Source organism: Aeromicrobium sp. (assembly GCF_032084975.1).
Classification (GTDB): domain Bacteria; phylum Actinomycetota; class Actinomycetes; order Propionibacteriales; family Nocardioidaceae; genus Aeromicrobium.
This window is the reverse complement of record NZ_DAMDLR010000024.1, coordinates 31,149-45,217: the sequence shown is the minus strand read 5'-3', so window position 1 is coordinate 45,217 and position 14,069 is coordinate 31,149. Positions and strand designations below refer to the sequence as shown.

Sequence of the window (14,069 nt, the reverse complement as noted above, 5' to 3'; positions counted from 1 at the left end):
TAGGAGGTGACCATGACCCTGCGAGTCGTGCTCTCGAACACGTCGGGCGAGCCGCGCCACGCCGGCACGCGCTCGTCCCAGAGCCGGCCGACCCGCGCCGCGACGTCCGCGGACGCGACGCCGTCCAGGAGGCCGGTGAACATCGCCTTGCGATGGGCGTGCGGGTCGCCGTCGAGCAGATGGACCGGTCCCGAGCCGAAGAGGGGGCCCACGAGGACGGTCGGCAGTGCGCTCGAGCGCTCGGTCCCGGGCTGCTCGTAGAAGAACTCGGCGGCCGCGGAGCCGCGGACGGCGGTGACCCGCTCGTGGGCGAACCGGGCCCGGACGATCTCGGAGCCTAGGCGCTCGCGCATCACCTCCCAGAAGCGGTAGCCGTGACGCAGCAGCGAGAGGGTCCGATCGGAGCCGAACGACGCGGTGGGGGCGAGGGAGTTGTCCGTGGTCACGTCGATCAGGTTCCCCCAGCAGCCGGCTCCATGCGTGTCGTTCGTCACGGCCGGGGTACCTCCCGCACGTGGACCGCCTCGCCGAGCTGAGCCGTGACGTCGACCAGTGCCGTCGGTGCGAGCTGTACCGCGACGCGACCCAGGCGGTGTTCTCGGTCGGCGACCGCGGCGCGCGCCTGATGCTCGTCGGCGAACAGCCCGGCGACCAGGAGGATCGCGACGGTACGCCGTTCATCGGGCCGGCGGGGAGGGTGCTGGACGAGGCGCTCGAGCGGGCGGGGATCGCGCGCGAGGACGTCTACCTCACCAACGCCGTCAAGCACTTCCGATTCGAACGACGGGGAAAACGCCGGATTCACCAGAAGCCCGCCGCCAGTCACATCGAGGCCTGTCACCCCTGGCTGGAGGCCGAGGTGGAGGTGGTGGATCCGGACACGATCGTCTGTCTGGGCGCCACGGCGGGTCGCTCCGTGCTCGGACGGCCGGTCACGATCGGTCGTGAGCGCGGCCGGGTGATCGAGGAGCTGGCGCAGCGCCGCGTGGTCGTCACGACGCACCCCTCGGCACTGCTGCGGCTGCGTGACCACGGCGACTACGACGCCGAGCTGGAGCACCTCGTGGCCGATCTGCGCCTCGCTAACACGGCCGATGATGCCTGAGTGACCGTTCCTGCACTCTGAGACGGGTGGGAGGCGTTGGGTGGCGCCTGCCTAATGTCGAGTCGGCCCATCTCACGAGGAAGGGCCCTTCCCCCGGAAAGGAACCACCCGTGTCCGACACGAACTCCCCGCTCATCGAAGCCCCCAAGAGCCGCGGCCGCGCCATCGCGATCGCCGTGGTCGTCCTGGCCGTGGTTGCCGGCCTGCTGGTCTTCGCCTTCACCCGCGGCGGCGGCGCCGGCGACGACCTGACCAAGGTCAGGCTCGGCACCGTCGGCGCGAGCGATCCGTACTGGAAGACGCTCACCGAGGAGGCCGAGAAGGAGGGCATCGACCTCGAGGTCATCGACTTCGCCGACTACGCCCAGCCCAACCCGGCGCTGACCGAGGGCGAGATCGACATCAACCAGTTCCAGCACATCGTGTACCTCGCGGACTACAACGTCGCGAATGACCAGGACCTCGTGCCCGTCGGCGCCACCGCGATCTACCCGCTGGGCCTGTACTCGCAGAAGGTCGACTCGGTCGACGAGATCAAGGACGGCGACACCGTGATCGTCCCCGACGACGACAGCAACCAGGCCCGCGGCCTGCTGATCCTGCAGTCGGCCGGCCTGATCAAGCTCAAGGACGGCGGCTCGATCTTCTCGACCCTCAAGGACGTCGACGAGGACGCCTCGAAGGTCAAGGTCAAGGCGATCAAGGCCGACCTGACGCCGACGTCGCTGCCCGACGTCACCGCGGCGATCGTCAACAACGACTTCGTCGAGAAGGCCGGCCTCAAGTTCGAGGACGCCATCGCGCAGGACGACCCCTCCGACCCGAACGCGGTGCCGTACATCAACGTCTTCGCCGTCCGCGCCGAGGACAAGGACAACGAGACGTACGCGAAGCTGATCGAGATCTACCAGAACAGCCAGAAGGTGCTCGACGGCGTCCAGGACGTCTCCGGTGGCACTGCCCAGTTGCTCAAGACCCCGGCTGCCGACCTGCAGGCGTCGCTGGCCGACGTCGAGGCGGACACCCGCGCCCGGGGCTGATCGCATGGCACTGGTCGAGCTGCGTGACGTCCACAAGACGTACGCGCCCACGAAACGCGGCGGCGAGCCCGTCGAGGCCATCCGCGGTGTCGACCTGGACGTCGCAGCCGGAGAGATCCACGCGATCGTCGGCTATTCAGGCGCGGGCAAGTCCACCCTGGTGCGACTCGTCAACGCGCTGGAGCAGCCGACGTCCGGGAGCGTGACGGTGGACGGCACGCGGCTCGACCAGCTGGGGGAGCGCGAGCTGCGCAAGGTCCGCCAGGGCATCGGCATGATCTTCCAGCAGTTCAACCTCATGCGGTCGCGCACCGTGTGGGGAAACCTCGAGTTCCCGCTCAAGCTGGCGGGGATCGATCAGGCCGAGCGCCAGCGCCGGATCTCGGAGCTGCTGCACTTCGTCGGCCTGGCCGACAAGGCGCACGCCTATCCCGAGCAGCTGTCCGGAGGCCAGAAGCAGCGCGTGGGCATCGCCCGCGCCCTGGCGACGAACCCGTCGATCCTGCTGGCCGACGAGTCGACCAGCGCACTCGACCCGGACACGACGCGCGAGGTGCTCGGGCTCCTGCGCAAGGTGAACGAGGACCTCGGCATCACGATCATCGTGATCACGCACGAGATGGACGTCGTGCGCACGATCGCCCACCGCGTGAGCGTCATGGAGAACGGGCGCGTCGTCGAGAGCGGGTCCGTCATCGACATCTTCGCCCGCCCGCGCGAGCAGGTGACCCGACGGTTCGTCGGCACCATCGTCGACGAGGTGCCGCAGGGGGCCGAGCTGGAGGCGCTGCGCCGGCAGTTCGACGGGCGCCTCGTCGTGGTCGACGTCGAGGGCCACACGAGTCAGTCCGACGTCTTCACGGCGCTCGGCAGCCGCGGCCTCTCGGTCGAGGTCGTGCAGGGTGGCGTGAACCGGGTCGGGGCCGAGGTGTTCGGCCACGTCACGCTCGCGGTGCGTGGCGAGGGCGTGGACGAGGCGGTGGCCGAGATCGGTCGCCTCGACGGCGTGGAGGTGCTCGGATGATCCGCACGGACACCCAGCTGCCCGAGCTGTGGCCGCTCGTCGGCGAGGCCACGTGGGAGACGATGTACATGGTCGCCATCACCGTGGCGATCGGCGGCGTCCTGGGCCTCGGCCTGGGTCTGGCGCTGTACGCCACGCGTGCGGGTGGGCTGTTCGCGAGCCGCGCCGCGTTCGGGCTCGTCAACTTCTTCGTGAACTTCTTCCGGCCCATCCCGTTCGTCATCTTCATCGCGGCGGTCCAGCCGCTGGCGCGTGTCGTGGTGGGCATCGGCATCGGCAACCGCGCGATCATCTTCGCGATGACGCTCGCGGCCATGTTCGGCATCGCCCGCATCGTCGAGCAGAACCTCGTGACGGTCGAGCCCGGAGTGATCGAGGCGGCCAGGTCGATGGGCGCGAGCCGCCTGCGCATCCTGCTGACCGTGGTGGTGCCGGAGGCGCTCGGCCCGTTGATCCTGGGCTACACCTTCGCCTTCGTCGCGATCGTGGACATGAGCGCGATCGCCGGCGTGATCGGTGCCGGCGGCCTGGGCGCGTTCGCGCAGCTGTACGGCTACCGCCAGTTCGACACCGTCGTGACGTGGACCGTCGTGCTGATCATCGTGGCGTTCGTCCAGCTCGGGCAGCTGCTCGGCAACACCTTGGCCCGCAAGGTCCTGCGGCGATAGCGGGTCGGCGGGCCGCCCGTGTGAGTGCGGTCCGCCGGCTGTTGCGCAGCTCGGTCTCCTGAGCCGTCAAGATGCGCGATGGCCGGGCCTGTGGCGTACTGGATGCCGGACATTTTCGAGCACACGTACGGAGGCACCACGATGACGGAGGCGATCCGCCGCCCGGTCTCGCAGTTGCGGGCGGGCGACCTGATCTCCCTCGAGGAGAACGGAGAGGTCTTCGTCGTCAGTGCCGTCTCGCAGCCCATCGGCTCCAGCCGGCTCGCGGAGCTCATGGACGCGCGGACGGGGCTGCCGGCCCCGTGGGTCCGGCTGGGGCTCCATGACGCGGTGCTCACGCACTCGGAGCGGGCGCGCTGGATCGCCGACGCCCACGGCGACGTCCTGCTGGGGCTCGAGCAGCTCCTGCCCGACGACGTCGAGGTCGTCGACTCGTGGCCGGTCGAGATCGACCTGCTGGGCCGCCCCGGTTGGGAGCAGCTGGACGGCGACGAGCCGATCGCCGCTCCCACCGCCGCCTGAGCGGGCCGATCGGGGTCACCGGCCCCACGGCAGGACCTCAGGCCGGCGTCGTCAGAGCACGTCGCGGGGGTCGAACTCGTCGATCGGGATGACCTTGATGCGCGGCAGTTGCACCGTGAAGGCGTCGACGTCGTGCTCGAGGTCGAAGCACTCCAGCCCGCGGGGCACGAGTGCGCTGAAGCGCGAGTTGCGGAACTCCTCGAACCCGAGGACGGCCACGCGTCGACGGCCGCTGACGAGGGCCTCGACCTGCGGGACGAAGTCGCCGTCGTTGCTGGCCAGCATGACGTCGTTCTCGCGACGGGCGATCTCCTCCAGCGTGCGCTGGATGGCCAGGTCGACGACCTTCTGGTCGGGCGTCCCCGACAGGGGGATGGGGCGGAAGCCGATCGAGGTGAGGGCCTGGACGAACGGCATTGGCAGGTCGGTGTCGACGGCGAGGAAGAACAGGCCCCGGACGGGCTGGTCCCACACGTCCTCGGCGAACCGCAGCAGCCGGTCCCAACGCGGCCGCTCCTGCGGCTGGGGGCGTCGGCCCAGGATCGACATGCCGAGCGTGGCGTCGATGTTCTCGCCGTCCACCAGCAGGTAGGTCAGGGGCCCGGGGGCGGTCTCACTCACGGTCCGACCCTACGCGGCCGGCCTCCGGCCGGGCGGCCGGACACGACATCGGGCGGTGGGCCACGGCGCTGCAGAGCCCTCTGGTGAATCGTCAGGAGAAGGGCCAGCGCGGTTCCGGCTCGCTCCCGGCGCCCAGGTCGCGCCGATCGCGGTCGGCGATGATCGCGGCCCGACGCTGCGCCGTGAGCACCCGCGCGTCCCCGACGCTGACGCGGTCCCGGGTGGCCGCGGACCACTGGAACGACCCCCCGCCGGCCTCCACCATCGTGCGTCCCACGCTCGTGAGCTCGCGATCGAGCCCGAACCACGTCGCCAGCTCCTTGGCGGTCAGCAGGCGACCGCGTCCCGGGCCGAGATCGTCGTTGGCGCGCAGGACGCCCCAGGCGACGGCCGCGGCGCGCCTGGCCACGGTGCCCCGGCGCAACGGTCGGGAGTCGCGCCGGGCGACAGTGGCGGTGAACCGGCGCATCGCGGTGCGGTGCTCTCGGGTGAGCAGCTGATCCGCGCACGCGTCGAGCAGGGGCAGGAGGTCCTCGAGCCCGGGGGCCAGCTCGTCGGGCACCTCGGTCCAGGCGAACGACTCGTCGGGCAGCGGTGTGGTGTCGAGGTGCTCGAGTGCGACGAGCCCGCCGACCAGGTCGGCCAGGTCCTGGAGGGGATGAGTCGCCTCGGCCGGCTCCGGGGGCCGGTGGTACGGCGGGGTCTTCCAGTCGAAGGCGCCCACGATGCACAGGAACTCAGGACGCACGCGGTCGATCGTCGTCGCGATCGCGGCCGTGACGTGTGGCGGCACGCGGTCGCGATGGGCGAAGGCGATGAAGTCGCCGATCAGGTCGGGGAGATATCGCAGCCGCTCGGGGTCGTCGAGCGGCGGCTCGGGGAACCAGCTCGAGAGAAGGTCGGCGACGTCGTCATCGGTCCAGCGCCACACGTTCTGGCCGCGCCGGACGTGGTGCTCGATGGCGCCCTCGAGCAGCTCGATGCACACGTCGTAGGGGTAGTCCCGCGAGCGGGGCTTGCGCAGGAACTCGTGGGCCGCGAGACGGGTCTCGTCGAGAAGGCGGCTCGAGGGGACGAGGGAGGCTGGAGGCGCGGCGGGCACGAGGCGCAGGTGGCGACGAGTCATGGGACCTGACGGTAGGGACGGCCACCGACAGCCGCCTCCCGCCATCCACAGGTGTGTCTCGCGCAGGTCATCCGGGCGTGCTTTGCTGGAGCAAATCGATCGCGAGGAGAGACCATGCCGTTGACCGGTGAGTACGCGCCCAGCGCGTCCGGGTGGGCCCGCAAGCAGGCCGAGACGTACGAGGCGACCGGTGGTCGCGAGGCGAACCTGCTCAAGGGCGTGCCGATCATCGTGCTGACCAGCGTCGGCGCGAAGTCGGGCAAGCTGCGCAAGACCGCGCTCATGCGCGTCGAGCACGAGGGCAAGTACGCGGTGGTGGCCTCCAAGGGCGGCCACCCCGAGCAGCCCAGCTGGTACTGGAACCTCAAGGCCGACTCGCACGTCGAACTCCAGGACGGTGAGGTGAAGCGCGACTACACCGCCCGCGAGCTCGAAGGCGAGGAGTACGCCACCTGGTGGCAGCGGTCGGTCGACGTGTGGCCCGACTACGCCGAGTACCAGAAGAAGACCGATCGCCGGATCCCCGTCTTCGTGCTGGAGCCGCGGGACTGACCCCCCCCGGACACCCGAGACGCCGTGCCGGTGACAGGAATCGAACCTGCACGCCCGTGAGGACACCAGGACCTAAACCTGGCGCGTCTACCGTTCCGCCACACCGGCAACGGGCCCCACCCTAGGACGCGCGTCGGCTCAGGCGGCCTCGAGGCCCAGGTCGCGGCGCAGCTTGGCGACGTGACCGGTGGCCTTGACGTTGTACTGCGCCAGCTCGATCCGGCCCTCGGCATCGATCACGAACGTCGAGCGGATGACGCCCTCGACGACCTTGCCGTAGAGCTTCTTCTCGCCGAACGCGCCGTAGGTCCCGAGGACCTGCTTCTCGGGATCGGACAGCAGCGTGATCGTGAGTCCGTCGCGCTCGCGGAACCTCGCCAGCTTCTCGGGCTGGTCGGGGCTGATGCCGAGCACGTCGAAGCCCTCGGCCTTCAGCCGGTCGATCGAGTCGCTGAAGTCGCACGCCTGCTTCGTGCACCCCGGGGTCATCGCCGCGGGGTAGAAGTACACGATGACGCGGCGGCCGCGCAGGTCCGAGAGGGACACCTCGCTGCCGTCGTCCGCGGGGAGGGTGAAGTCGGGTGCCTGGTCGCCGGGCTGCAGTCGGGTCGTCATGGGCACTATCCTGACAAGGCATCCCCGCATCCATCGAGAGGACTCCCGTGGCACGAACGCAGACGGACCCCGCCCAGGCGTCCCCGGACGAGATCGTCGACGAGCTCGAGGTCCTGCTGGGCCGGCTCAGCCGCAACGTCGACGAGCTGGTCGATCGGGTCAAGCCGGCCAACGTCGCCAAGCGTCAGGTCCAGGCCGTGAAGGACTACTTCGTCGACGAGGAGACGGGACCCAGGTTCGAGCACATCGTCCCCGTGGTGACCGGTGTGGTCGGCACGATCGTGGGCATCGTGGTGCTGCGCCGCCTGCTGAAGTGATGGACGGCAAGCTGCCGATCAGGATGCTGCACGACCGGCTCCTGGTCTCGCTCGACACCGAAGCCGGCGACCGCCGGTCGTCGGGCGGCATCGTCATCCCCGCGACCGCCGCGATGGGCCGCCGCCTGTCATGGGCGCGGGTCGAGGCGGTCGGCTCACAGGTCCGGGCCGTCGAGGTCGGCGACCGGGTCCTGTTCGACCCCGAGGACCGCGCCGAGGTCGAGGTGCGCGGCGAGAGCTTCATCCTGCTGCGCGAGCGCGACCTGCACGCCGTCGCGTCCGAGCGCATCGACGAGGGCCAGACCGGCCTCTACCTGTGAGCACCGGCGACCGGCTGCCGTTCCGCCGGTTGCGGCTGCCTCGCTCCGAGGTCTCGCTGCGCGACCGGGTGATCCGGGTCCGTCGCAGCTGGCGGTTGCTGCTGCGGCTCGTCGTGGCGACGGGTGCCGCCTTCGCGATCGCCACCCACGTCTTCGGCCACACCCAGGCGTTCTTCGCGCCGATCGCCGCTGTCATCACGATGATGGCGGGCGCGGGCCGGCGCCAGCGCGTCATCTTCGAGCTGGTGCTCGGCGTGGCCTTCGGCGTTCTGGTCGGGGAGCTGCTCATCCTCGCGATCGGGCGTGGCGCGTGGCAGATGGCGCTCGTCGCGGCGCTGACCGCGATCGGGGCGATGCTGTTCAACCTGACGGGCATGGCGCTCACCCAGGCGATCAACTCCGGAGTGCTGCTGGCGGCGGTGGTGCCGTTGGCGGGCTCGTCGAATCCCGCGATGACGCGGTTCCTCGACGCCCTGATCGGGGGCCTGTGCGGCTTCGTGATGATGCTCCTGCTGCCACGCAACACCCAGCGCGACATCGACGAGAGCCTCCAGAAGCTGCTGGACCGACTGCGCGAGGTGCTCGCCGGCATCGGCGAGGCCATGCGGACCGGCGACGCGGGGCCGGCCGATCGCGCCCTCGAGGAGGCGCGCGACGCGCAGGCGACGCTCGAGTCGCTGCAGGCCACGGCCATGAGCGTCAGCGAGATCGTGCGCCTCGCGCCCATGCGGTGGAGCCAGCGCGCCGAGGTCGAGCGGTACACCGGCAGCGTGAACGACCTCGACAACGCGATGCGTGACGCTCGGGTGCTGGCTCGCCGGGTCGCCTCGATGCTGCGACACGACGAGCAGCCGCCCGAGGGGCTCACGGCCGCGGTCGAGACCCTGGAGGAGGCCGTCGGCATCTACGCGGACGAGTTCGCCTCCGCGGTCGACCTCGAGCGGGCGAACGCGCGCCTCGTCGAGGCCTCCGACCTGGCGATGCACGCGATGGCCGTCCGGCTCACGGTCAACACCGCGTCGATCGCGGCGCAGGTGCGGTCCTTGGCGGCCGACCTGCTGATGGCCGGAGGGGTCCCGCGGTCGGCCCTCGACGACCTGCTCGACATCGACTGACGACAGGCGCGCAAAGTGATGCTCGACACGGGCATCCTCCGTGCCCTAAGGTTCAAAGGTCGCTCGCTCGAGTGACGCCCACGACCACAGGAGGTGAGCCCCGATGAAGAACACCACGTTTGCGTTCGCTCTCGGAACCGCCTCCGCAGTGTCGTTGTTGTAACTGGCTCACCCTCGCCTGTATCACCCGCCGCTTCGGACGCTCGTCTGAGGCGGTTTTTCTTTGTCCATCCATCCCCACGAATCAGAAAGGAGGCGCGTCATGACCACGACATTCCCCCACCTCATGCCCGCGAACACCACACTTCCGACACCCGTCCCGAACTTCGGGACCCCTCAGACGGAAGCGACCACGGGAGAGGAGGTGACCTCCATGTCGTTGTTCGGACTCGGACCCCGCCCGCGACTGCGCGCCGACCTCGATCGACTCGTGGTCCTGGAGCAGGTCAAGCAGCGCCGGCGCGCTGAACGCCAGGCGTCGGCCGTCTACAGCCAGGTCTGGGGCATTCGCGCCAACCGGTGACCACCGCACGAAACGCGCGAGGCGCGTGTCGAGATCTCTCTCGGCACGCGCCTCGCGTCGTTCGGCTCAGCGGCTCTGCAGCGCCTCGGCGTAGGCGAGGATGCGCTTCGCGTCGCGGATGTGCAGCTCCTCGATCATCTTGCCATTGAAGGTGGCGACGCCCTTCTTGGCAGCGGTGGCCTCCTCGAACGCGGCGATCATGCCCTGGGCACGCTCGACGTCGCCCTCGCTGGGCGCGAACGCCTCGTTGGCCGGGTCGACCTGCGAGGGGTGGATGAGCGTCTTGCCGTCGAAGCCCATCTCGCGACCCTGACGGGCCTCGGCGGCGAAGCCCTCGGCGTCCTTGACGTCGTTGTAGACACCGTCGATCACGACCTTGCCCGCCGCGCGCACGGCCAGCAGGGTCCACGACAAGGCGGTCAGCACGAGCGGGTTGCGACCCGGGACGTGCAGCCCGTACGTCTCGTTGACGATGTCGTTGGTGCCCATCACGATCACCGTCAGGCGCTCGTGGGCTGCCGCGATATCCTCGGCGTGCAGGAGTGCCTGCGGGGTCTCGATCATGGCCCACAGCGCGGTGCTGTCGGGCGCGCCCGCGGCCTCGATCGCGGCGACCAGGCTGCGGACCTGCTCGGCCGACTCGACCTTGGGCACCAGGATCGCGTCGGGGCCGGCCTTCGCCGCGGCGGCGACGTCGTCGTCGTGCCACTGCGTGCCGATCGAGTTGACGCGGATCGCCAGCTCGCGGTGGCCGTACTCGCCCGAGGCGACGGCGGCGCACACGTTGGCACGGCCCGCCTCCTTGGCGTCGGGTGACACGGAGTCCTCGAGGTCGAGGATCAGCGCGTCGGCGTCGATCGACTTGGCCTTCTCCAGCGCACGCTCGTTGGCGCCCGGCATGTACAGGACGGAGCGGCGGGGGCGGATCTCAGTCATGGTGGCTCCTCAGAGGTCGTAGGCCGCGGCCAGCTCGGGGTCGCGCTCGGCGAGGGACTTGGCCAGGTCGAGCATGACGAGGCACTGCTTGCAGGAGGCGTCGTCCTCCATCTTGCCGTCGATCATGACCGCACCGGAGCCGTCGCCCATGGCCTCGACGACGCGCTTGGCGTGCGCGACGTCCTCGGGGCTGGGGGAGAAGACCCTCTTGGCGATGTCGATCTGGACCGGGTGCAGGCTCCACGCGCCGACACAGCCGAGCAGGAAGGCGTTGCGGAACTGGTCCTCGCACGCCACGACGTCCTTGATGTCGCCGAAGGGGCCGTAGAACGGGAGGATGTCGTTCATCGCGCAGGCGTCGACCATGCGCGAGATCGTGTAGTGCCACAGGTCCTGCTGGTAGGTCTCGCGGCCGACGGCGAGGTCCTCGCCGGTCGGGTCCTGGCGAACGAGGTAGCCGGGGTGTCCGCCGCCGACGCGGGTGGTCTTCATGCGGCGGCTGGCGGCGAGGTCGGCCGGGCCGAGGCTGATGCCCTGCATGCGCGGGCTGGCCGCGGCGATCTCCTCGACGTTGGCGACGCCCTCGGCGGTCTCGAGGATCGCGTGCACGAGGATCTGGCGGTCGAGCCCGGCGCGCGCCTCGAGCTGGGCCAGGATGCGGTCGATGTAGTGGATGTCCTGGGCGCCCTCGACCTTGGGGACCATGATGACGTCGAGCTTGTGGCCGATCTCGGTCACCAGCGTGATCAGGTCGTCCAGCACCCACGGGGAGTCGAGGCTGTTGACGCGGGTCCACAGCTGGGTGTCCCCGAAGTCGGTCGCCTTGGCGATGTCGACGAGGCCCTGGCGCGCGGCCTCCTTCTTCTCGGTCTTCACCGCGTCCTCGAGGTTGCCCAGGATGATGTCGACCTTGGCGGCGATCGAGGGGACCTTGGCGGCCATCTTCTCGTTGCTCGGATCGAAGAAGTGGATCATCCGGCTCGGGCGGAACGGGACGTCGGCGCTGGGCTTCGGGGCCCCGACGGCCAGCGGTCGAAGGAAAGCACGAGGATTGCGCACGGGGACTCTCTTCCGTGGAGGTTCAGGGTCGGGGCCAGTATGTCGCGCCCCTCGTGGAGGGTCTCACCGGGCGTCGCCTGGTGGACGGGGGCGCGGTCCGACCGCCACTGCCCTCCACTTTTGGAGCACGTTTACCGCCGGATGGGCGTTTGGGGCGGAATCTCGTTCCAAAAGTGGAGGGGGCGGGCGATCGGCGGTCAGAGGATCTCGTCGACCGACTCCACGGGGCGCGCGAGGCGGGTGCCCTTGGCGGTGACGACGAAGGGACGCTCCACGAGGATCGGGTGCTCGACCATCGCGGACAGGATCGCGTCGTCGGTCGCGTCCGCCAGCCCCAGCTCGTCGTAGAGCCTCTCGCGCCTGCGTACCGCCTCGGAGGGGGTCAGCCCGGCGGCGGCGAAGAGCTCGCGCAGCTGCTCGGTGGTCCAGCCCTCGTCGGCGTACTTCACGACCGTCGGCTCGATCCCGGCATCGCGCAGGCGGTCCAGCGTCTTGCGTGAGGTCGAGCAGCGAGGGAGGTGGTAGATCGTCGCGTCCATGGGCCCGACGCTACTCACCAGACGCGTGGCAGCACGGCCACGGCCTGGCCGGGCTCGACCCCGCCGGCCGGAACGATCGCGACCACGTCGGCCTCCGCCAGGCCGCGCAGCATGTGGGGCCGGCTGGTGGTCGCCGGGACGAGTCCCTCCGGGCCGTGCTCGGCGGGCACGAGCGTGGTGCCGGCCCGGCCCGAGAAGGACGCGCCCGCTGTGGCGACCGACGCCTCCGGCAGCGGTGCGCCGGTGTGTCCCGCCACCAACGCGGGGACGAACGACAAGGCGGTCACCACGGCCGCGAGCGGGTTGCCCGGGAGCGCGAGCCACGGGCGTCCGTCCGGCAGGACCGCAAGGGACGCAGGATGGCCCGGGCGCATGTCGACTCCGCGGAAGCGCACATCGGCCCGCAGCTTCTCCCAGGCCGAGCCGATCGGGTCGGCTGCGGATCGCCCCGTGCCACCCGCGCTGACCACGAGGTCGGATTCCTCGAGCTCGGCCGCCTCGGCCACGTCCGAGGCGTCGTCGCGGACCCGTTCGACCCGGACGACCCGGGCCCCCAGGCGTTCCAGCATCGGCGGGAGCATCGGGGTCATGACGTCACGCACGCGGCCCACGGCGGGGATGCCCGTCGAGTCGAGTTCGTCGCCGGTGACCAGCAGCAGCACCCGGGGTGCACGGCGCACCGGGACCTCATCGTGACCCGTGGTGGCCAGCACGGCCAGACGCGCCGGCGTCAGGACGCGACCGCCGGCGACGATGACATCACCGGTCCGGGCCTCCTCTCCGGCCGGGCGGATGTGCCGCCCGGGCGGGGGAGTGGGACCACTGAGCCGGTCGCCGGACACGTCGCCGTGCTCGACGGGCAACACGGAATCGGCGCCCTCGGGTGGCACGCCACCGGTGACGATGACCCGCGCGTGGCCGTCGGGCAGGGGGCCCGACCCGGCGTCCAGCTTCCACGGGCCCTCGCCCGCGACCACCCAGCCGTCCATGGCGGAGGTCGCGGCGTGCGGCACAGGTCCCAGAGCGAGCAGGTCCGACGCGGTCGTGTCGCCGAGCGCATCGTTCACCGCGACGAGCGCCACCGGTCCCGGTGCGCACGCGGTCCGAGCGCGCTCACGCGCCGCGGCCCAGGGCAGGTCGCTCACCCGAAGTCCTCGGCGGCCCGCTCGGCGCGCTCGACCAAGGAGGCGAGTCCGTCGCGGTCTGCCTGGGCGAGACCAGCGGCGTAGCCGACGAGGAACGTGGTCAGCGGAGCCGCGGGACGCACGATCGAGTGCGCGGCGGTGCCGGCCAGGTCGAGGAGCGCCTCGGGGTCGGCGTCCGGTGCGATGCCGAGCTCGGTGCACAGGGCCTGCCACCACCGCCCGAGGACTTCATCGGGGTTGCTCATCGGCGTACTCCTTCACGTCGTCGGGGGTGTCGAGGTCCGCGCAGGCGGCCTCGCTCAGCGGGACCTCGACGGGCTCGAGTGGCCCCATCAGGGCCTTCAGCGGGCTGCCGGCGGTACCGACGCCGCGGATGACCGCGGCCAGGTCGCCGGCGCGGACGCAGCTGCACGCCCACTGGCGGTGACCGGAGGGATCGACACCGACACGGTTGCCCTCACCGGACCGTAGCGCGTCGACGACCAGGTCGGGCCGGACGAGGTCCCCCGCCAGGATCAGCACCTCGTCGTCCCGCCTCGGCTCCAGTGCGGCCAACCCGGTGGCCACGGCGTCGGCGGGTCCCCCGAAGGGCGGATCCTCACGCACCCACCGCACGGTGCGGGGGAGCGGGACGTCGCGCGGGGGGCCGACGACGACGACGCCGTCCACGCCGTCGGTGACGGCCGACACGACCCGTGTCAGGAGGGCCTGGCCGCCGACGCGGACCAGCAGCTTGTCCCGACCGCCGAGACGACTGGAACGACCGCCTGCGAGCACGATGGCGTGGACCGGGCGCATGCCCTCATCGTTGCACCTGGTGGGACCAGTGCGGTTGCGAGTGA

Annotated in this window: 19 protein-coding genes, 1 tRNA gene and 1 pseudogene; 10 read left to right on the top strand and 11 right to left on the bottom strand. The window is 70.7% G+C overall.

What is annotated here, in order from left to right:
- Positions 1 to 494: pseudogene (locus RT323_RS08410) on the bottom strand (hypothetical protein); the annotation flags it as partial.
- 20 nt (positions 495 to 514) lie between these two features.
- Here RT323_RS08410 and RT323_RS08405 point away from each other — a divergent pair.
- From RT323_RS08405 to RT323_RS08385, 5 genes are all read left to right on the top strand, one after another.
- Entirely contained in the window at positions 515 to 1,105 is a 591-nt protein-coding gene (locus tag RT323_RS08405; protein ID WP_313406997.1) for a UdgX family uracil-DNA binding protein, read from the top strand.
- Between the two features lie 110 nt (positions 1,106 to 1,215).
- Positions 1,216 to 2,145, top strand: coding sequence for a MetQ/NlpA family ABC transporter substrate-binding protein (locus RT323_RS08400; protein WP_313406994.1), 930 nt, complete (start codon positions 1,216 to 1,218; stop codon positions 2,143 to 2,145).
- Positions 2,146 to 2,149: 4 nt separating this feature from the next.
- Positions 2,150 to 3,169 carry a methionine ABC transporter ATP-binding protein gene (locus RT323_RS08395; RefSeq protein ID WP_313406991.1) on the top strand — a complete coding sequence of 340 codons (1,020 nt, stop codon included), beginning with the start codon at positions 2,150 to 2,152 and terminating at the stop codon, positions 3,167 to 3,169.
- On the top strand, positions 3,166 to 3,837 hold the full coding sequence (locus RT323_RS08390) for a methionine ABC transporter permease (RefSeq protein ID WP_313406988.1): 672 nt from the start codon (positions 3,166 to 3,168) through the stop codon (positions 3,835 to 3,837). Before RT323_RS08395 ends, RT323_RS08390 begins: the two co-directional genes overlap by 4 nt.
- A gap of 78 nt (positions 3,838 to 3,915) precedes the next feature.
- Complete coding sequence (locus RT323_RS08385) at positions 3,916 to 4,359, top strand: hypothetical protein (protein WP_313406986.1); 444 nt, start codon at positions 3,916 to 3,918, stop codon at positions 4,357 to 4,359.
- A gap of 51 nt (positions 4,360 to 4,410) precedes the next feature.
- Here the strand turns inward: RT323_RS08385 and RT323_RS08380 are convergent, their stop codons facing one another.
- Complete coding sequence (locus RT323_RS08380) at positions 4,411 to 4,980, bottom strand: NYN domain-containing protein (RefSeq protein ID WP_313406984.1); 570 nt, start codon at positions 4,978 to 4,980, stop codon at positions 4,411 to 4,413.
- A gap of 91 nt (positions 4,981 to 5,071) precedes the next feature.
- Complete coding sequence (locus RT323_RS08375) at positions 5,072 to 6,106, bottom strand: DUF6398 domain-containing protein (RefSeq protein ID WP_313406982.1); 1,035 nt, start codon at positions 6,104 to 6,106, stop codon at positions 5,072 to 5,074.
- A 114-nt stretch (positions 6,107 to 6,220) separates the two neighbouring features.
- Here RT323_RS08375 and RT323_RS08370 point away from each other — a divergent pair, with 114 nt between their 5' ends.
- On the top strand, positions 6,221 to 6,658 hold the full coding sequence (locus tag RT323_RS08370) for a nitroreductase family deazaflavin-dependent oxidoreductase (protein ID WP_313406979.1): 438 nt from the start codon (positions 6,221 to 6,223) through the stop codon (positions 6,656 to 6,658).
- 25 nt (positions 6,659 to 6,683) lie between these two features.
- Here the strand turns inward: RT323_RS08370 and RT323_RS08365 are convergent.
- Together RT323_RS08365 and bcp are read right to left on the bottom strand one after the other, a co-directional pair.
- Positions 6,684 to 6,766 (bottom strand) — tRNA-Leu (locus tag RT323_RS08365).
- A 30-nt stretch (positions 6,767 to 6,796) separates the two neighbouring features.
- Positions 6,797 to 7,273, bottom strand: a complete 477-nt coding sequence (gene bcp, locus RT323_RS08360; RefSeq protein WP_313406977.1) for a thioredoxin-dependent thiol peroxidase — start codon at positions 7,271 to 7,273, stop codon at positions 6,797 to 6,799.
- A 47-nt stretch (positions 7,274 to 7,320) separates the two neighbouring features.
- Here bcp and RT323_RS08355 point away from each other — a divergent pair, with 47 nt between their 5' ends.
- The 4 genes from RT323_RS08355 to RT323_RS08340 all read left to right on the top strand — a co-directional run bounded on the left by RT323_RS08355 (position 7,321) and on the right by RT323_RS08340 (position 9,548).
- On the top strand, positions 7,321 to 7,590 hold the full coding sequence (locus RT323_RS08355) for a DUF3618 domain-containing protein (RefSeq protein WP_313406975.1): 270 nt from the start codon (positions 7,321 to 7,323) through the stop codon (positions 7,588 to 7,590).
- Positions 7,590 to 7,910, top strand: a complete 321-nt coding sequence (locus tag RT323_RS08350) for a co-chaperone GroES (protein ID WP_313406973.1) — start codon at positions 7,590 to 7,592, stop codon at positions 7,908 to 7,910. Before RT323_RS08355 ends, RT323_RS08350 begins: the two co-directional genes overlap by 1 nt.
- Complete coding sequence (locus RT323_RS08345) at positions 7,907 to 9,025, top strand: FUSC family protein (RefSeq protein WP_313406972.1); 1,119 nt, start codon at positions 7,907 to 7,909, stop codon at positions 9,023 to 9,025. The genes RT323_RS08350 and RT323_RS08345 overlap by 4 nt, the downstream gene beginning before the upstream one ends.
- Before the next feature lie 373 nt (positions 9,026 to 9,398).
- A complete protein-coding gene (locus tag RT323_RS08340; protein ID WP_313406970.1) occupies positions 9,399 to 9,548 on the top strand; it encodes a hypothetical protein in 150 nt (49 codons plus the stop codon).
- Between the two features lie 66 nt (positions 9,549 to 9,614).
- Here the strand turns inward: RT323_RS08340 and RT323_RS08335 are convergent, their stop codons facing one another.
- The 6 genes from RT323_RS08335 to RT323_RS08310 form a co-directional block, all read right to left on the bottom strand.
- On the bottom strand, positions 9,615 to 10,484 hold the full coding sequence (locus RT323_RS08335; RefSeq protein WP_313406967.1) for a CoA ester lyase: 870 nt from the start codon (positions 10,482 to 10,484) through the stop codon (positions 9,615 to 9,617).
- 9 nt (positions 10,485 to 10,493) lie between these two features.
- Positions 10,494 to 11,543: a CoA ester lyase gene (locus RT323_RS08330; protein ID WP_313406964.1), complete on the bottom strand. Its 1,050-nt coding sequence runs from the start codon at positions 11,541 to 11,543 to the stop codon at positions 10,494 to 10,496.
- A gap of 197 nt (positions 11,544 to 11,740) precedes the next feature.
- The gene (gene arsC, locus RT323_RS08325; RefSeq protein WP_313406962.1) at positions 11,741 to 12,082 is read right to left on the bottom strand and encodes an arsenate reductase (glutaredoxin); all 342 of its coding nucleotides are present in this window, start codon (positions 12,080 to 12,082) and stop codon (positions 11,741 to 11,743) included.
- Between the two features lie 14 nt (positions 12,083 to 12,096).
- A complete protein-coding gene (locus tag RT323_RS08320; protein ID WP_313406959.1) occupies positions 12,097 to 13,227 on the bottom strand; it encodes a molybdopterin molybdotransferase MoeA in 1,131 nt (376 codons plus the stop codon).
- Complete coding sequence (locus tag RT323_RS08315; RefSeq protein ID WP_313406957.1) at positions 13,224 to 13,472, bottom strand: DUF6457 domain-containing protein; 249 nt, start codon at positions 13,470 to 13,472, stop codon at positions 13,224 to 13,226. Before RT323_RS08315 ends, RT323_RS08320 begins: the two co-directional genes overlap by 4 nt.
- Entirely contained in the window at positions 13,456 to 14,025 is a 570-nt protein-coding gene (locus tag RT323_RS08310) for an NTP transferase domain-containing protein (RefSeq protein ID WP_313406955.1), read from the bottom strand. Before RT323_RS08310 ends, RT323_RS08315 begins: the two co-directional genes overlap by 17 nt.
- Positions 14,026 to 14,069: the final 44 nt, after the last annotated feature.